The sequence below is a fragment of the Bradyrhizobium diazoefficiens genome (genome assembly GCF_016616235.1).
Classification (GTDB): Bacteria; Pseudomonadota; Alphaproteobacteria; order Rhizobiales; family Xanthobacteraceae; genus Bradyrhizobium; species Bradyrhizobium diazoefficiens_H.
Window position 1 is genome coordinate 7,487,310 of the sequence record NZ_CP067100.1, and the last position, 17,664, is coordinate 7,504,973.

Genomic DNA, 17,664 nt, shown 5'->3' on the forward strand with positions numbered 1-17,664 from the left:
GATCCCAGAACTTGACGGTCAATTTGATGATTGCATCGGCTCCCTCCGCCTGAAAGGGGGAGGATCGGGGTGGGGGTCTGCCACACGCTCGGTGCCCGTGGCTGACCCTCACCCGGCGCTACGCGCCGACCTCTCCCTTGCAGGGAGAGGTGAACACTTTATGCCCCCGGCAGATCCAGGATGCGCTTGGCGACGATGCCGAGCATCACCTCGCTGGTGCCGCCCTCGATCGAGTTGGCCTTGGTGCGCAGCCAGGCGCGCGGGCGGGCGCCTTGCCGCGAGCGCTCGCTTTCCCATTCCAGCGCATCGACGCCGCCGGCCGACATCAGGATCTCGTAGCGGCGCTTATTGAGCTCGGTGCCGTAATATTTCATCGCAGAGGAGAACGCCGGATGCGCCTGCCCAGCCTTGGCGAGGTCGACGGCGCGCTCGGCGCAAGCCGCGAGCGCGGCTTCATCGACGTCGAAGCTGGCGATCTGGCCGCGCAGCATGGAATCGTCGAGCTTCCCTTGCGCATCGGTGCCGACGGAATCGGCCGCGATCTGGCCGAGCGGACGGCCGACGCCGCGCTCGCCCATACCCGAGATCATCGCCCGCTCGTGCTGGAGCAGATATTTCGCGACGTCCCAGCCGCGATTGATCTGACCCACGACGTGCGACTTCGGCACGCGAACGCCGTCGAAGAAAGTTTCGCAGAACGGCGAATAGCCGGAGATCAAGAGGATCGGCCTGGTCGAGACGCCCTTCGAGGTCATGTCGAACAGGATGAAGCTGATGCCGTCGTGTTTCTTGGCAGTGGGATCGGTGCGGACGAGGCAGAAGATCCAGTCGGCGTAGTTGGCGTACGACGTCCAGATCTTCTGGCCGGTGATGATGAAGTCGTCGCCGTCGCTCTCGGCGCGGGTCTGGAGCGAAGCGAGGTCGGAGCCGGCGTTGGGTTCGGAATAGCCCTGGCACCAGCGGATTTCGCCCGCGGCGATCTTCGGCAGATGCTCTTTCTTTTGCGCTTCGTTGCCGTATTTCAACAGCGCCGGCCCGAGCATCCAGATGCCGAAACTCGACAGCGGCGGACGCGCGCCGATCCTGGCCATCTCGGCGCGCAGCACCTTGTGCTCGGCGGCATTCAGACCACCGCCGCCGTACTCCTTCGGCCAGTCCGGCACGGTCCAGCCCTTGTCGCGCATGCGCTCGAACCAGATGCGCTGCGGCTCGGAGGAGAACTTTGCGTTGCGTCCGCCCCAGAACACGTCGGCGTCGGAGGTTGCGGGCTTGCGCATTTCCGGCGGACAATTGGCTTCCAGCCAGGCGCGCGTCTCGCTGCGGAGTGTCTCGAGATCGGCGGTCTCAGATTCGCTCATGGTCGTTTCCATCAATCAAATTCGACTTGTTGGACGCGACTCTGGGCCATCGCCCGGTGGAATTCAACCACTTCCGTAGCCCGCATTCGGCTATAGTCGCCGCCATGGCGAGCTTGAAAACAAAGAGGAAACAACAATGCGCCTAAAACTCCTTTCGCCTGGCGAAATGAACGAGAGCCAGCGGCAGACCTATGACGAGTCGATTGCGGGCAAGCGCGGCAAGCCGCCGGCGCCGATGATGGCCTGGCTCAACAGCCCCGACATGGCCCGGCACGCCACGCGGCTCGGCGAAGTGCTGCGCTACGACACGATCTTCCCGGCAAAGCTCTCGGAGATCGCAATCCTGGTGACGGCGCGGCACTGGACTGCGCACTACGAATGGTATGCGCATAAGCGCCTCGCGATCGCCGGCGGCATGGATCCGAAAATCATCGACGCGATTCGCGACCGCCGCACGCCCGAGTTCGACGATCCCAAGGGGAAGATGATCTACGATCTCGCGAGGTCGCTGCACGAGGGCCACGGCGTCGAGAAGGGGCTCTATGACGAGGCAGTGAAGCTGCTCAGCGAGCGCGGCGTGGTCGAGGTGATCGGGCTGTGCGGTTACTACACGATGGTGTCGATGACGCTGAACACGTTCGAGTTCGAGCTGCCCGAGGGCGAGGCACGGGAGCTGTCATAGTTTCGCATCTGGAAACGATGGGTTTCGGAATGGGCCGGTAGCGCCGTTCCGAAGCCGGACTTAAGTGGAGTTCAGAAACGGAGCAGTCACATGTCGCAAACATCCGCCGTTGTCGCCGGCACCAGGATCGGCCACGTCCATCTCAAGGTCGCCGATCTCGATCGCGCGCTCGGCTTCTATTGCGGCGTGCTCGGCTTCGAGCTGATGCAGCGGATGGGCTCGGGCGCGGCGTTCATCTCGGCCGGCGGCTATCATCATCACATCGGGCTCAACACCTGGGAGAGCAAGGGCGGCTCGCCACCGCCACCGGGCACCACCGGATTGTTTCACACCGCGATCCTCTATCCGACGCGCCCTGCACTGGCGGACGCGCTGCATCGCGTGCTCTCCGCCGGCATCGCGCTGGATGGCGCCAGCGACCACGGCGTCAGCGAGGCGCTGTACTTGCGCGATCCGGATCAGAACGGCGTGGAGCTGTATTGGGACAGACCGCGGGAGCAATGGCCGTTCGGGCCGGATGGGAAGCTGGCGATGTTCACGAAGCGGCTGGATGTGGATGGGCTGCTGAAGCAGCGGGAGGGGTGAACTCCGCTCTCTCCCCGTCATTGCGAGCGAAGCGAAGCAATCCAGATTTTCTCCACAGCGGCAGTCTGGATTGCTTCGTCGCAAGGGCTCCTCGCAATGACGGAGTATGTTTAAGCGTCGCGCACCTACGACGTCTTCGCGCGCGGCCTTCCCCGCATCATGATCAGCGCGGCCGCCGCCACCTCCAATGCGATGCAGAGATAGAACGGCAGTGAATAACCGCCGGACCAATCGCGCAAGGCCCCGACCACACCCGGGCCGAACGCGTAGGTCACCTGGTTGATTGCGGTGTTGAGGCTGATCAGCACGCCGAACGAGGCGCTGTCGAATTCCTGCTGCACGATCAGCGACGGCAGCGTGATGAGATTGCCGACCGAGAAGCCGAACACTGCGCAGGCCGCGATCAGCACATAGTCGTTGTGCAGGTTGATGACGGCGCATAGCGCCGCCGCCTGGCTGAGGAACGACAGCGCCGACGCCAGCCGCTGGTTGAGGCGATCAATCACCAGCGAGAACAGCACCCGGCCGACCACGGCCATCGCCGTCAGCACCGCGACCGCAACAGCGGCGCGCTCGCGGCCGATCACGGGATCGAGGAACGAGATCAGGTGCACGATGAAGCCGACCTGCGCGAACAGCACCAGCGCGAACGCAATCGTCACCGTGAGGAAGCCGACGTCGCGTAGCGCCCAGCTGCGGATCTCAGTCGACGATTGCGGCTTCGCTTTCGCCGCCGTCCGGCCGCCATGAAGATCGGGCGGCCGGCCGACGACGAGGAGGATCACCGGCACGAGCAGCACCAGCATCGCGCCGGCCGCGGCGTACATCGCGTTGGCAAAACCGATATGGCCGATCAATGTCACCAGCAAGGGCACGCCGACGATGCCGCCAAAACTGGCGCCGTTCAGCGCCAGGCTGATCGCCATGCCGCGCTTGTGGTCGAACCACAGGCTGATGATGTTGGTGATCAGGGCAAGGCTGGTGCCGGCCCAACCGAAGGCGAGCACCGCATTGGCGAGATAAAGCTGCCAGGGCTCGCGCACGGCGCCGATCGCAACCGCCGCGGCCGACATCGCCAGCGTTCCTGCAATCAGACCGAACCGCGGCCCATATTTCCTGACGGCCTCGCCGACGAAGACGACCAGCACTGCGCCGAACAGGTAGAAGAACGTCGTGGCCGAGGAGATCAGCGAGGCCGACCAGCCGTGGGCGCGCTGGAGCTCGGCGACGTAGACGCTCTGGCCGTAGAAGCCGAGCCCCCAGCCGAAGGTCGCGAGCAGGAAGCAGACCGCGACGATGCGCCAGCCTTCGTAGCGGAAGGAGGATTCGTCGATCCGGGGCGGTTGAGGATTATCGAGCATGCCACCTACTCCGTCATGCCCGGGCATAGCCGTCTGAAGGACGGCGTCGCTTCCGCTCGCCTATGCCGGGCATCCACGTTTTTCGATCCGCGCGCCTAAGACGTGAATGGCCGGGACAAGCCCGGCCATGAGGCATCAACTAATATCTCGCACCCAAAAATCACTTCGACCTGGATCGAAGCATCAACACTGCTGACAGGCTCCTGCCAGTTCAGATCGCATCCGGGAACTCGCCCATCGCCGCGTCCAGCCGCGCCTTGCGGCGGCGCGCCCTGGATGCCAGCGAGAGCACGGCAAGACCGAACAGCACCGGCGGGAATACGACCATGTTGACCGCGGACCAGCCGTAATTAGCCAGCAGCTGGCCCGACGAGAACGAGCCGATCGCCATCATCCCGAACACCAGGAAATCGTTGAAGGCCTGCACCTTGTTGCGCTCCTGCGGACGGTGCGTCTCCAGCACCAGCGCGGAGGCGCCGATGAAGGAGAAATTCCACCCCACACCCAGCACGATCAGCGTCGCCCAGAAGTGCATCGCGGTGATGCCGGAGAGGCCGATACCGGCCGCCCCCGCTTCCAGCAGCAGGCCGGCGGCGACGATCACGGGCGCGCCGAAACGGGCGATCAACGCGCCGGTGAAGAAGCTCGGGCCGTACATGGCGACGATGTGCCATTGAATGCCGAAATTGGAATCGGACACGCTAAGGCCGCACATCTTCATGGCGAGCGGCGCCGAGGTCATGACGAGATTCATCATGGGATAAGAGATGACGCCGCACAGCGCCGCCGCGACGAAGCGGGGCTGGCTGACGATCTCGAGCAGCGGCCGGCCGCCATGGAGATCGGCCGGCGCGGGCTTCGGCATATCGACGCCGGCGACGATGCCCATCGCGACCAGCGCGACGGCGGCCTGCACCAGGAAGCTGAAGGCGAACAGATAAGGCGACCAGACGTCCATGGTCCATTGCACGAGCTGCGGACCGAGCACACCGGCGAACACGCCGCCGGCCATCACCCAGGACACGGCTTTCGGCCGGTAGGCGGCGCTGGCGCCATCGGCCGCGGCGAAGCGATAGGATTGCGCGACCGCGCCGTAGAGGCCGCCGAGGAAGGTCGCGATGCAGAACAGCGCGAACGAGGCGTGCAGGATCGCGAACGAGCCGAGCAGACCGGTGAGCGCACCGAGACCCGTGCCGATCACGAAGGCCCAGCGGCGGCCGAAGCGGCGCGAGATCGCGCCGGTCGGCAAGGTGCCGGCCGCAAGCCCCAGCACATACATCGACAGCGGCACGGTCGCGAGCGACATGTCCGGCGCCAGCGTCGCCCCGACGATCGAGCCGGTGGCGAAGATCACCGCCGAGTTGGCCCCGGTCAGCGCCTGCGCCGCGGCAAGGCGCACCACATTGGCACGCGCGCGGGCGTCGTCGGCGATCTCATTGACTGTCGTCACGTCCAGCATCGGCATTTCCGCCCAGGGGCACTAAAGGGTCTCGTTGATTCCCGGCACTATGGAGGGGCGCGGGAGGCCGGGCAACCGGCGCAAACGGGCGCGGGCCATGCCTCCGACGCAATCACGCCGATGACACGGGAACGTGCCCTTGACGGCTTGCGTTCGATCAAATCCTATCCGCCGCGAATCTTGGGAGTTTCTCTTGGGAGTTTCGTTCATGTCCGTCGACGACAGGCCCACGCTCAGCGCTCCCGACGACGATCCCTGGCTCTGGGTGGAGGAGATCGAAGGCAAGCAAGCGCTCGATTTCGTCGCGCGGCAGAACGAGCTCACGCTCGCAGCGTTCGGCGGGGCGGCCTTCGCGCACGACCGCGACATCCTCGCGGCGATCTACGATCGTCCCGACAACATTCCCTATGTGGGACGTCGCGGCGATCATCTCTACAATCTCTGGAAGGACGCAGGGCATCCGCGCGGACTGTGGCGGCGCACGACACTTGCGGAGTTTCGCAAACCCGCGCCGGCCTGGGAGACCCTGCTCGACATCGACGAGCTCGCTGCGAGCGAGGGCGAGGATTGGCTGCTGAACTGGATCAGCTCGAGTCCGAAGCACCAGCATGTCATCCTGAGCCTGTCGCGCGGCGGCAGCGATGCCGTGACCCTGCGCGAGTTCGACATCGGTACGAAGAGTTTCGTCGCCGACGGCTTCACTCTGCCGGAGGCCAAGGGCAGCGTCGACTGGCTGGACACAGATACGCTGGTGCTCTCCAGCGCCTATGGCGCGGACAAGGCGACAACGTCAGGCTATGCCAGAACGATCCGGCTGTGGCGGCGCGGCCAGCCGGTCGAGCAGGCCGAGGTGATCTTCGAGACCGCGGCCGACCGGATGCGCGTTTATTGCGGCGTCGACGACACCGGTCTGGAGCCGCGCGCCTGGATTGTCGATCAGGTCGACTTCTTCAATTTCGCGATCTGGCTTCGCGACGCGGCCGGCGTGCTCACGAAGCTGGATCTGCCGACCGGCATCTGGATGCAGGCACACGGCGACTGGTTTGCCATCAAGCTGCGGCAGCCCTGGACCGTTGCAGGACGGACGTTCGCAGCAGACAGCGTGCTCGGCATCTCGCTCTCGGCCTTCCTCGCAGGCGATCGTGATTTCACCGTGCTGTTCGAGCCCGGCCCGCGCCGTGCGCTGCAGGGCCTGTTCTGGACGGCGGGCAGGCTCGTGCTTCCGATCCTCGATGAATTGCGACCGGTGCATGAGGTCTGCACGCCGTCGCCGACCGGCTGGGCCCGCGCGACGCTGCGGGGGCTTCCCACGATCGGTGTGGTCGACGTCTGGCGCCTCGATCATCATGAATCCGCAAGCAATGGCGATTTGCTCGCCAATGTGCAGGATCCGCTCACACCGCCCTCGCTGCTCCTGATCGAGCGCGGCGTGGAAAGTCCCGTTGTGCTGAAGCAGGCGCCGAGGACGTTCACCGCCGATGGTCTCGTGGTGACGCAGCACGAGGCGATCTCGATCGACGGCGAGCGCATTCCCTATGTGCAGACGGGTCCCGCGACCGAGACCGGCGATGCGCCGGTCTATATGAGCGCCTATGGCGGCTTCGGCCATTCGGTTAAGCCGTACTACAACGCCTCGCTCGGCAAGCTGTGGCTGGAGCGCGGCGGCACCGTTGTGCAGGCGAATTTGCGCGGCGGCGGCGAGTTCGGCACGCGCTGGCACGATGCCGGCCGGCTCGCCGGCAAGAAGCTGTCGCACGACGATTTCGCCGCCGTCGCCGCCGATCTCGTCCGCCGCGGCGTGACCCGCGCAAAGCGCATCGCCGCGCAGGGCGGATCGAACGGCGGCATTCTCATCACCAACATGCTGGTGCGTTACCCCGAGCGCTTCGGCGCGCTGTTCTGCACCATCCCGCTGATCGACATGCGCCGCTACACAAAACTGGTCGCGGGCGCGAGCTGGATCGCCGAATACGGCGACCCCGACAAGCCCGAAGAGTGGGAGTGGCTGAAGACGTATTCGGCCTATCACAACGTCAAGCCCGGCCAGTCCTACCCGCCGATCCTGATCGCCACCACACGGCGCGACGACCGCGTCCATCCCGGCCACGCGCGCAAGATGGCGGCAAAGCTCCAGGCGATGGGCTATGAAGCCTGGTTCTACGAACCCGAAGCCGGCGGCCACGGCTACGGCAAGGACAACAAGGAGCGGGCGGGGTTTGAGGTGCTGGGTTTTCGATTCTTGAAGGAGAAGATCGGGTGGAAGGACGAGAGGTGACGGCCGCTTGGTTGAATCAGCATCAGCGGTGCTGGTGATGCACCTCTCCCGCTTGCGGGAGAGGTCGCGGCGCGAAGCGACGCGGGTGAGGGCTTTCTCCTCTTGGGGATTGTCCCGATGCGGACGCACCCTCTCCCCAGCCCTCATAGGCGCTAGGTTTAGCTCTGGACACGAAGAATCTCGATATGATTCAAACTTGGGATGAAGATTCGTCCTGAGATTCTGGATCATTGGCCGGAGGTGAGTGCGCGACTTCCGGGAGGCTTCGACCTGGAAGCCACGGCGCGGTTACGCGGAGCCTTTACCCGGGCGCGGGAGATTAAGAACGCCGAGACGCTGTTGCGGTTGGCGCTTGCCTATGGCGGCTTGGGCATGTCGCTGCGTGAGACGTGTGTGTGGGCGGAAGCCGGCGGCATCGTCCGTTTGTCCGATCCATCACTGCTCGATCGGCTGTGTAAAGCCGCGCCCTGGCTTGGTGACATTGTGGCTGCGCTGATCGCCGAACAGGCCAAAATGACGGCGGGGAGCTGGGTTGGGTATCGCCTGCGTGCACTCGACGGAACCTCGATCTGCGAACCGGGAGCTGACCGTACGACGTGGCGGCTGCACGTCGGCTACGATCTGGCAACGGGTCAGGTTGATCAGCTTGAGCTAACCGACGTGCATGGCGCGGAGAATCTTCAGCGCCTCACCTACGCACACGGCGATATCGTGCTGGGCGACCGCTATTATGCGAGGCCGCGCGATCTGCGGCCGGTGATCGAAGCCGGTGCAGACTTCATCGTGCGGACTGGCTGGAACTCGTTGCGCCTGTTGCAGGCCAATGGCGAGCCCTTTGATCTGTTTGCCGCTCTCGCGGCTCAGTCGGAACAGGAAAGCGAGCTGCAAGTTCGCGTCCACGAGGGCCAGACAAAGACTCCACCGCCGGAGCCGCTGATCCTGCGCCTCGTCGTGCGACGCAAGCCGCCGGAGCAGGCCGAAACCGAGCGAAAGCGCCTGCTCAAGGATGCCAAGAAGCGCGGCAAGCAACCCGATCCACGCAGTCTCGAGGCGGCGAAGTACATTCTTCTCCTTACCTCGCTGCCAGTCGCCACCTTCCCACCGGCCGATGTCCTCGCCCTCTATCGCTTCCGCTGGCAGATCGAGCTGGCATTCAAGCGGTTCAAGAGCTTAGCCGGGCTCGACATGCTGCCAGCCAAGAAGCCTGAACTTGCGCGGGCGTGGATCTACGCCAGACTGATCGTCGCCATCATCGCTGAACAGATCGCCGGGCAAGTCCCGGACTCTTTCCCCTCTGAGTTCGGAACCACCACAAGCAAGCCCATCGCGTTGGCGCCTCATGAAGATCGCCCTGGCGACCGTTCGTGCCGCCATTCGTGGACCACTTCTCTGGCAGGCTTTCTGTAATCTCTTCACCCGAGCCCGCCGGCACTTCTGCGAACCGCCACGCCGGCGCAGAAAACAATGCGACTATCTACACAAACGCATAACCTAGCGCCCATGTCCCCAGCCCTCCCCCGCAAGCGGGGGAGGGAGCGCACTGCCTTCGTGGCCTAGCGCGCAAACACCAGCGTCAGATTGTTCGCAGGCATCTCGATCGTATCGACGAGCCTCAAGCCCACACCTCGTGCCAACGTCTCGACATCGCCGATGTCGCGCACGCCCCAGTCGGGATTGCCTTCGCGCAAGGACGTGTCGAACACGGCATTGCTCAGCGCGGTGTGCCTGCCGTCGCGCTTGAAGGGGCCGTAGAGAAACAGCTTGCCGTCGGCACGCAAATAGCGGCCGGCGCCGGCGAACAGGCCCTCGGCCACGTTCCAGGGCGCGATGTGGATGACATTGGCGCAGAACACGGCCGCAAAACTTGTCGGCGCCTGCCCGCTTTTCATCTCCGGACACCAGTCGGGATCGGTCAGATCGATCCGCAGCGGACTGCGGATGTTTTGCAGGCCCGAATGGACGCGCCAGGCCTCGATGCTCTTCAGATGCCGCTGGTTGAGGTCGCTCGGCCACCAGGTCAGGCCCGGCGTATGGCGGGCGAAATGGACCACATGCTGGCCGGTTCCGCTACCGAGCTCGACCACATTGCCCGTCAGCCCTGCGAGATGCTTCTCCAGCGCCGCCCAGAGCGGCTCGTGATTGCGATGAAAGGCCGGCGCATCGAGCCGCCCATCGGGCTCGATCCGTCCGCCATCCTTGCCAAATTCGACGACATAGTCAGCCAAGTCAGGTCCCCTTGAAAAACCGAGAACGCGATGAAAACAAGATGAGCGCCCGAACGCGCTCGAAATTGGAGGCCCGCGCCCCGGGCCGTATCTGCCGAACAAATAGTCTCAATGGTTGCAATGCGGAAGATATTAACTCCAATTTGTCGCATGCATAGTCTTGATTGTCAGGCGCGGCCCTTTGTGCTTTGGAACGCGTGTGTTTCGCGACGCGACCATCGACATAACGCCTTGGAATGACGTCTTGACCGCTCGTCCCCGGACGCCCGTCCTGTTCCTCCTGCTCGCCATTGGCGCCGGCCTCGCCGGCCCTGCGCGGGCGCAGTCCGCTGTCGCCGAGGGCCAGAAGCTGGCTTTCGACCGCGGCAAGGGCAATTGCCTGACCTGCCATGTCATCAAGGGCGGCGATCTGCCGGGAACGATCGGCCCGGAGCTGAAAGACCTCAAGTCGAAATACCCCGATCGCAACGAGCTGGTTGCGATCATCTTCGACGAGACCAGGCGCAACCCGCAGACCATGATGCCGCCGTTCGGCCGGAACCGGATTTTGACCGAACAGGAGATCAGCGCGATCGTTGATTTCCTGCAAACGCTCTAACGGCCGGCCAGGAGAATTTGAGATGACCATGACCACCGGCCCTCATCCGACGCGGCGCCTGATCCTTCAGGGCGCAGCCGGCGTTGCGCTGCTCGGCCTCGGCAATCTGCCGTTCGGCAGCCAGCCTGCGCGCGCGGCGGCGAACGACAAATATCCCGAAGAGGCGTTCAAGCTGAAGAACGAGGCCGACGCGATCAAGGCGCTCTACGGCAAGACCGCCGAGCCGTCCGACAAGGTCAAGCTTGACGCGCCCGAGATCGCCGAGAATGGCGGCGTGGTGCCGATCTCGGTGACGACGACGCTCGACAAAGTCACCTCGATCTCGTTGTTCGTGGCCGAGAATCCGAACGCGCTCGCAGCAAGCTACAGGATTCCCGAGGGCACGCTGCCGAGCGTTGCCAACCGCCTGAAGATGGCCAAGACCACCAACGTGACCGCGATCGTGGAAGCCGACGGCAAGCTCTACAGCGCGACCAAAGAGGTCAAGGTCACCGTCGGCGGCTGCGGCGGTTAGGAGAATCAAGATGGCATCCAGCATTCGCGTACGCGCCACGGCGAGCGGCGACATCACCGAGGTGCAGGCGCTGATCCAGCACCCGATGGATACCGGCCTCGTCAAGGATTCCAAGGGCGAGGTGATTCCCGCGCATTACATCCAGAAGCTGAAGTTCGAATGTAACGGCAAGGATGTCTTCGTCGCCAATTGGGGCACCGCGGTCTCCAAGGACCCCTATGTGAAATTCAGCTTCAAGGGCGCCAAGAAGGGCGACGAGCTCAAGATTTCCTGGACCGACAACAAGGGTGCGTCGGACACGACCACCGCAAAGATCGCATGATGAAGGCCCGCTCCGCCCTCCTGCTTGGCTCGCTCAGCGCCGCGCTGGTCGCGTTCGCGCTGAGCTCGCCGCGCGTGATCGCGGCGGACAAGGTCGATCCGGTGGCTGACGCCAAGGCGTTCCAGAACTTTTTCTTCCAGAGGTTTCCGACGGTAAAGCACGAGGACTTCGTCAACGGTCCGTATTCCATGAACGCGGATATGAAGCGGCAGTGGCAGGAGAAGGAGGAATTCCCGCCCTACGAGTTCGCGCTCGATGCCGGCAAGGAGATGTTTTCGACGCCGTTCAGGAACGGCAAGACCTATGCCGACTGCTTCCCGAACGGCGGCATCGGCATCCGCCAGAACTATCCCTATTTCGACACTGGGGAGGGCAAGGTCGTCACGCTGGAGCTCGCGCTCAACCGCTGCCGCGAGGCCAATGGCGAAGCGCCCTACTCCTATGTCAAGGACGAGATGGCCTCGCTGACGGCGTACATGGCCTACACCTCGCGCGGCAAGCCGATGGACATCAAGATTCCCGATGATCCGCGCGCGTTAGAGGCCTTCGAGAATGGCAAGCGCTATTTCTACACCCGCCGCGGCCAGTTGAACTTCTCCTGCGCCAGCTGCCACGTACAGAGCCCGGGCGAGCGCATCCGCGCCGAGATCCTGGCGCCGGCGCTCGGCATCTTGAACGCGATGCCGATCTACCGCTCCGAATGGAGCGGCATGGGCACGATCAGCCGCCGCTTCGTCACCTGCAACAGCCAGACCCGCGCGGTTCCGCTGGAGCCGCAATCGGACGAATATCGTGACGTCGAATATTTCCTGTCGTACGTCGCCAACGGCCTGCCGATTTCCGGCCCGGGAGCGCGGCCATGAAGCCGTCACTTCCCCTTGCCATTCTGCTCAGCCTGAGCTTCGCGCCGGCCGCGCGCGCGGCAAACGAGGCGGACTACAAGGCGGCCTATGCCGCAGCGGAGGCCGCCTCCAAGGAGGCAGCCGGCATGCGCAACCAGTGGACCGTGACCGTCTCGGCGCTGGCGGCCGCCAGGAAGGCGGCCGACGGCGGCGATTTCGACCGCGCAATTGCCGCTTCAAAGGAGGCCGAAGCGCTGGCGAAGGCCTCCATCTTCCAGGCGACGTCCGAAAAAGACGCCTGGAAGGCGATGGAAATCCGGTAGGCTTGAGCGCGTTGACCTGTCGCAGCCGAGAATAGGCGCGGAGAATCTGGGATGGCCATCCGCCGCCGCGATTTCCTGAAGAGGACAGCCGCTGTCGCCACCTCGCTCAGCCTGCCCCGGCTCGCGCGCGGCGCCGAGACCGCGAGCGTCTACGACCTCGAGCGGTTCGGCAATGCGCGGATTCTGCACACCACCGACACGCATGCGCAGCTCAACCCGGTCTATGTCCGCGAGCCCAGCGTCAATATCGGCATCGGCGAGATGGCGGGGCGGCCGCCGCATCTGGTTGGGCGCGCCTTTCTCGATCGGTTCGGCATTCGGCCCGACAGCGCCGATGCCTACGCCTTCAGCTGCGTCGAGTTCGAGAAGTCCGCGGGCCGCTTCGGCAAGCTCGGCGGTTTCGCCCATCTCAAGACGCTGATCGACCGCCTGCGCAGCGATGCCGGCGACAAGCATTCCATGCTCGTCGACGGCGGCGACCTCTGGCAGGGCACCGGGCTCGCCAACGTCATGCAGGGCCGCGACATGGTCGAGGTTGCCAATCTGCTCGGCATCGAGGCGATGACCGGGCATTGGGAATTCACCTATGGCGAGCAGGCGCTGCGCGACAATCTCGCGCGCTTCAAGGGCGAGTTCCTGGCGCAGAACGTTTTTCTGACCGAGGAAGCCGCGTTCAACGATGCCGCCGCCTTCGACAAGGCGAGCGGACGCGTGTTCAAGCCGTCCGTGATCAAGGAGCTCGGCAGCCGCCGCGTCGCAATCATCGGCCAGGCCTTTCCTTACGTGCCGATCGCGCATCCCAAGCGGTTCACGCCGGACTGGACCTTTGGCATCCGCGAGGAAGAGCTGCAGAAGCACGTTGATGGCCTCCGCGGCGCCGACAAGGTCGATGCGGTCATCCTGCTGTCGCACAACGGCATGGATGTCGACCTCAAGCTCGCAAGCCGCGTCAACGGCATCGACGTCATCCTCGGCGGCCATACCCATGACGCCGTGCCGCAGCCGATCCCGGTCAAGAACGCCGGCGGCACCACACTCGTCACCAATGCCGGCTCCAACGGGAAATTCCTGGGCGTGCTCGATCTCGCGCTCGAGAAGGGCAAGGTCGGCGAGGTCAGATATCACCTGCTGCCGGTTTATTCCGAGCTGCTGAAGCCCGATCCCGCCATGGCCGAACTGATCGGAAAGCTGCGCGCACCGCATGTGACCGACTGGGTGGACAAGATCGCAACGCCCGACCGCCTGCTCTATCGCCGCGACAATTTCGCAGGTCCCATCGACGAGCTGATCTGCACCGCGCTGCGCACCGAGCTCGACGCCGAGATCGCGCTGTCGCCGGGCTTCCGCTGGGGCGTCACCGCGCTGTCGGGCCAGGCGCTGACCATGGAGGATGTGCTCGCGGAGACCGCGATCACCTATCCTGAGACCTATGTGCAGGAGATGACCGGCGCAGAGATCAAGGACGTGCTGGAAGACATCTGCGACAACCTCTTCAACGCCGATCCCTATTACCAGCAGGGCGGTGACATGGTGCGCGCCGGCGGGCTCAGCTACACCTGCACGCCGACAGCTGCGATCGGCAGCCGAATCTCCGAGCTGAAGCTCAACAACGGCAAGCTGCTGAGCGCCAACCACCGCTACAAGGTCGCCGGGTGGGCTTCCGTCAACAGCCAGCAGGGCGCGCCGGTGTGGGACATCGTCGCCAAATATCTGCGCTCGGGCCGGATGATGCCTGAGCGGCTCGGCACCGGCGTCACGCTGAAGGGCGTCGAGGGCAATCCGGGCATTGCAGGACAGGGATGATGCGCTCGCAAATCATATCCGCACTGCTGCTGGCGCTGTTCGCTTTGGCTGCACCGCCGCACGCTTTTGCGCAGCAGGTGCCGCTCCAGGACAAGCCGTTCGCCGAGCACAAAATCGTGCTCCAGCTCTCGGACAGTGACGCCAAGAAGCAGGCGCTGGTGCTCAGTGTCGCCAACAATCTCCTGAAAGCCTACGATCCCGACAAGGTCGCGATCGAGGTGGTGGCGTTCGGTCCCGGCATCGATCTGCTGCTGTCAGGCAGCGAGCGCCGCAAGCAGGTCGAAAGCCTGATCGCACAGGGCGTGCGTTTCGACATCTGCCTCAACACGGTCGACACGATTGAGCGGGAGACCGGCAAGCGGCCGGAGTTCATCCCGGCCGCGACGCCGGTGCAGGTCGGGGTCGGACAGATCCTGTTCCTGGCGGAGAACGGGTACACGGTGGTGCGGCCCTGAGCCCGTCCGGAGTTGGGGACGCGCCGCCTCGCCACACTCGGTGTCATTCCCCGCGAAGGCGGGGAATCCAGTGCGCCGCAGCCCCTCCGTATCTCACGTAGCTCTGTGGAATGCTGGGCGGATTCAACTGGTCGTCGCAACAGCCGTTGTTTTTGACTCATGGGAGCAACGCGTCAAGCGCCTCTGCTGGCGTTTTCCAGCCCAGTGTTTTTCTCGGTCGGGCATTAAGGGCCGCTGCCACGGCGGAGATCTCGTCGACACTATGGAGGCTCAGGTCTGTGCCTTTCGGGAAGTATTGCCGCAATAGCCCATTGGTGTTTTCGTTGGTGCCGCGCTGCCAAGGGCTATGCGGATCGCAGAAGTAGACTTGGATACCCGCATCGATCTTGAGACGATCATGCTGAGCCATTTCGGCCCCCTGATCCCAGGTCAGCGAACGACGCAGTTCTTCGGGCAAAGTGATGATGGTGCGTGCGATTGCGTCGCGCACGGCTTCGGCCCCGTGCCCTGCGAGCGCAGGCCCGTTCTTCGCGCGCGGAGCTTCGCCATGTCCCGCCAACCGGGGAAGGTGCAACAACATCGTGAAGCGCGTGGTCCGCTCGACCAGCGTGCCGATCGCCGAGCTGCCAAGCCCGAGGATAAGGTCCCCCTCCCAATGTCCCGGCACGGCTCGATCGGCCGCTTCGGCAGGGCGCTCACTGATCATGATCTCGGAAGGAATGAAGCTCCTGCCTTTACGGGCGCGCGCCCTTGGCATCCGCAGCGCCCGCCCGGTGCGCAAGCAGGCCGTCAGTTCGCGGCGCAAAGCTCCTCGACCCTGCACGTAAAGTGCCTGATAGATCGCCTCGTGACTGATGCGCATCGTCTCATCCTCGGGAAAGTCGAGCCGAAGTCGCCGAGAAATCTGTTCCGGGCTCCATGCCCTCGCCCAGCGCCGGTTCTGCCGATGCACGGCCCGGCGCCCCTTCCACACGACCTTCGGGCCAACGAGGGGCTCTCCATTCGGCTTGGCGATCATACCGGCAAGCCTGTCTTGCACATAGTCCCGCAGAGCCGGATTGATTGCCAACTTCGCCGACTTGGGTCTCCGGGCGGACCGATCAGCGTGCCATTGTGCCGTGGTCGCTCGGTACTCTGGAGCACCGTGGCGGCGCGCCACGTTCCGCCGAAGTTCACGAGAGATCGTGGATGGAGGCCGATCGAGCCGACGAGCGATCGCTCGCACCCCATGCCCCTGCGCGTGCAAGATGGCGATCTCCTCACGCTCGGCGAACGAGAGGTAGCGCCCTGATAGAGGTCTTGACGACTGCGACAAATGTGTTGGCGGCATGCCGCCCGCCTCCCGGAACCAGCGTACTCCGACCGCCGGCGATACCCCGGCGTCAACCGCAGCATCCTCGCTCGAGCGCCCCGAAGCAATCGCAGTCCAGAACGGCTTACGATTCTCTCGAAGAACCTGCCGACGCCGACCTGACAATCGCTGGATTGCCTGCACACCCTGATCAGAACGCCGACTGCATCTGTTCATCGCAACATCCTTTGCTGAGGTGTTGCGACGACCAGTTGAATCCGCCCTGGATCGCCCGGTCAGGCAGGGCGATGACAGCGGTGGGTGTGGCGGCCGCACGCGCAACAAAACTCTTCTAAATTTTCTTCTCCACACAGTGAGTTGCTTCTCTTTCTGACCCGTCCCGTAGTAGAATCCTCGAAATCACTCCACGCCGGGTCCTGCCATGATCTTCCGCCAGCTCTTCGACAGCGTTTCGGGCACCTACAGCTATCTGCTCGCGAGCCGCCCCGGCGGCGAGGCGCTGATCCTCGATCCCGTGCTGGAGAAGGTCGACCGCTACTGCCAGCTGCTGCGCGAGCTCGACCTCAAGCTGGTCAAGGCGGTCGACACCCATCTGCATGCCGACCACGTCACCGGCCTCGGCGAGCTGCGCGACCGCACCCATTGCATGACCGTGATGGGCGACCAGACCAAGGCCGACGTGGTGGCGATGCGCGTTGCCGACGGCGATAAGGTGACGATCGAGGGCCTGTCGCTCGACGTGATGTACACGCCCGGTCACACCGACGATTCCTATTCCTATCTGATGGGCGACCGCGTCTTCACTGGCGACACGCTGCTGATCCGCGGCACCGGCCGCACCGATTTCCAGAACGGTTCGTCGCGCGCACAATACGAGTCGATCTTCAACCGGCTGCTGAAGCTGCCGGATGAGACGATGGTGTTCCCGGCGCATGACTACAAGGGCGACACGGTCTCCACCATCGGCGAGGAGAAGCGCTTCAACCCGCGGCTCCAGGTGCGTTCGGTCGACGAGTATATCGCGCTGATGGCCAATCTGAAGCTGCCCAATCCGAAGATGATGGACGTGGCGGTACCTGCCAACATGCATGTCGGCCTGCATCAGGAAGAGCTGGAGAAGGAAGGCCGCGCGCTCAGCGCGGTCGAGGCGATCCGCATTCTCGGCCGGCCCGACATCCTGCTGGTCGATTTGCGCGAGACCAACGAGCGGATGAAGCACGGCATGCTCGAAGGCGCGCTGCACACGCCCTATCCGTCGGTCGAGGAGAGCCTGAAGCCCGGCGGCATGCTGCGCGAAGTCGCGGCCGCGACGGGACGCCGCGTCGTGTTCTTCTGCGCCTTCGGCGAACGCTCGGCGATGGCGGTGGCCGCCGCCAAGGAGGCGGGCCTTTCCAACACCGCGCACATCGCCGGCGGCATCGATGCCTGGAAGAAAGCCGGCGGGCCTGTGGTGCACTGACGGCTTCGCCAATGGCCTTGAGATAAAGGGCCTTGAGATAAATCAGGGACCTCACATATGTCCCGGGTAGAAGCGGATGACGCATCGCCAT

The 17,664-nt window shown here is 64.2% G+C and carries 17 protein-coding genes; 12 read left to right on the forward strand and 5 right to left on the reverse strand.

All coding sequences use genetic code 11. From position 1 onward, the window contains the following. Nucleotides 1-158: 158 nt before the first annotated feature. Nucleotides 159-1,358: an acyl-CoA dehydrogenase family protein gene (locus JJB99_RS35195; RefSeq protein ID WP_200496671.1), complete on the reverse strand. Its 1,200-nt coding sequence runs from the start codon at nt 1,356-1,358 to the stop codon at nt 159-161. Between the two features lie 136 nt (nt 1,359-1,494). Between JJB99_RS35195 and JJB99_RS35200 the strand changes: the two genes are divergently transcribed. Further along, nucleotides 1,495-2,040 (forward strand): carboxymuconolactone decarboxylase family protein, encoded by a 546-nt coding sequence (locus JJB99_RS35200; protein ID WP_200496672.1) that lies wholly within the window; start codon nt 1,495-1,497, stop codon nt 2,038-2,040. Between the two features lie 90 nt (nt 2,041-2,130). Continuing rightward, a complete protein-coding gene (locus JJB99_RS35205; protein ID WP_200496673.1) occupies nt 2,131-2,625 on the forward strand; it encodes a VOC family protein in 495 nt (164 codons plus the stop codon). A gap of 125 nt (nt 2,626-2,750) precedes the next feature. Here JJB99_RS35205 and JJB99_RS35210 read toward each other — a convergent pair whose 3' ends face one another. Then, entirely contained in the window at nt 2,751-3,986 is a 1,236-nt protein-coding gene (locus tag JJB99_RS35210) for an MFS transporter (RefSeq protein WP_200496674.1), read from the reverse strand. Nucleotides 3,987-4,197: 211 nt separating this feature from the next. Further along, nucleotides 4,198-5,445: an MFS transporter gene (locus JJB99_RS35215; protein WP_200496675.1), complete on the reverse strand. Its 1,248-nt coding sequence runs from the start codon at nt 5,443-5,445 to the stop codon at nt 4,198-4,200. Between the two features lie 208 nt (nt 5,446-5,653). On the opposite strand from JJB99_RS35215, the gene JJB99_RS35220 reads away from it, so the two are divergent. After that, nucleotides 5,654-7,720, forward strand: a complete 2,067-nt coding sequence (locus JJB99_RS35220) for a prolyl oligopeptidase family serine peptidase (RefSeq protein ID WP_200496676.1) — start codon at nt 5,654-5,656, stop codon at nt 7,718-7,720. Nucleotides 7,721-7,921: 201 nt separating this feature from the next. Beyond that, nucleotides 7,922-9,127: an IS4 family transposase gene (locus JJB99_RS35225; RefSeq protein ID WP_200495226.1), complete on the forward strand. Its 1,206-nt coding sequence runs from the start codon at nt 7,922-7,924 to the stop codon at nt 9,125-9,127. Between the two features lie 146 nt (nt 9,128-9,273). Here JJB99_RS35225 and JJB99_RS35230 read toward each other — a convergent pair whose 3' ends face one another. Beyond that, nucleotides 9,274-9,945 (reverse strand): DUF938 domain-containing protein, encoded by a 672-nt coding sequence (locus tag JJB99_RS35230; protein ID WP_200496677.1) that lies wholly within the window; start codon nt 9,943-9,945, stop codon nt 9,274-9,276. Between the two features lie 244 nt (nt 9,946-10,189). On the opposite strand from JJB99_RS35230, the gene soxX reads away from it, so the two are divergent. From soxX to JJB99_RS35265, 7 genes are read left to right on the forward strand one after another with little or no spacing between them, the layout of a single operon-like run. Beyond that, nucleotides 10,190-10,543 carry a sulfur oxidation c-type cytochrome SoxX gene (gene soxX, locus JJB99_RS35235; protein WP_200496678.1) on the forward strand — a complete coding sequence of 118 codons (354 nt, stop codon included), beginning with the start codon at nt 10,190-10,192 and terminating at the stop codon, nt 10,541-10,543. A 22-nt stretch (nt 10,544-10,565) separates the two neighbouring features. After that, nucleotides 10,566-11,057: a thiosulfate oxidation carrier protein SoxY gene (gene soxY / locus JJB99_RS35240; protein ID WP_200496679.1), complete on the forward strand. Its 492-nt coding sequence runs from the start codon at nt 10,566-10,568 to the stop codon at nt 11,055-11,057. Nucleotides 11,058-11,067: 10 nt separating this feature from the next. Continuing rightward, on the forward strand, nt 11,068-11,379 hold the full coding sequence (gene soxZ, locus JJB99_RS35245; RefSeq protein WP_200496680.1) for a thiosulfate oxidation carrier complex protein SoxZ: 312 nt from the start codon (nt 11,068-11,070) through the stop codon (nt 11,377-11,379). Continuing rightward, on the forward strand, nt 11,379-12,242 hold the full coding sequence (soxA, locus tag JJB99_RS35250) for a sulfur oxidation c-type cytochrome SoxA (RefSeq protein ID WP_200500440.1): 864 nt from the start codon (nt 11,379-11,381) through the stop codon (nt 12,240-12,242). The genes soxZ and soxA overlap by 1 nt, the downstream gene beginning before the upstream one ends. Next, nucleotides 12,239-12,544: a hypothetical protein gene (locus JJB99_RS35255; protein WP_200496681.1), complete on the forward strand. Its 306-nt coding sequence runs from the start codon at nt 12,239-12,241 to the stop codon at nt 12,542-12,544. The genes soxA and JJB99_RS35255 overlap by 4 nt, the downstream gene beginning before the upstream one ends. Nucleotides 12,545-12,595: 51 nt before the next feature. After that, nucleotides 12,596-14,347, forward strand: coding sequence for a thiosulfohydrolase SoxB (gene soxB, locus JJB99_RS35260; protein ID WP_200496682.1), 1,752 nt, complete (start codon nt 12,596-12,598; stop codon nt 14,345-14,347). Continuing rightward, nucleotides 14,344-14,802: a hypothetical protein gene (locus JJB99_RS35265; protein WP_200496683.1), complete on the forward strand. Its 459-nt coding sequence runs from the start codon at nt 14,344-14,346 to the stop codon at nt 14,800-14,802. The genes soxB and JJB99_RS35265 overlap by 4 nt, the downstream gene beginning before the upstream one ends. A gap of 157 nt (nt 14,803-14,959) precedes the next feature. Here the strand turns inward: JJB99_RS35265 and JJB99_RS35270 are convergent, their stop codons facing one another. Further along, nucleotides 14,960-16,330 (reverse strand): IS30 family transposase, encoded by a 1,371-nt coding sequence (locus JJB99_RS35270; protein WP_246774998.1) that lies wholly within the window; start codon nt 16,328-16,330, stop codon nt 14,960-14,962. Nucleotides 16,331-16,535: 205 nt separating this feature from the next. Here JJB99_RS35270 and JJB99_RS35275 point away from each other — a divergent pair, with 205 nt between their 5' ends. Further along, nucleotides 16,536-17,573 (forward strand): MBL fold metallo-hydrolase, encoded by a 1,038-nt coding sequence (locus JJB99_RS35275; RefSeq protein WP_200496684.1) that lies wholly within the window; start codon nt 16,536-16,538, stop codon nt 17,571-17,573. Nucleotides 17,574-17,664 lie beyond the last annotated feature (91 nt).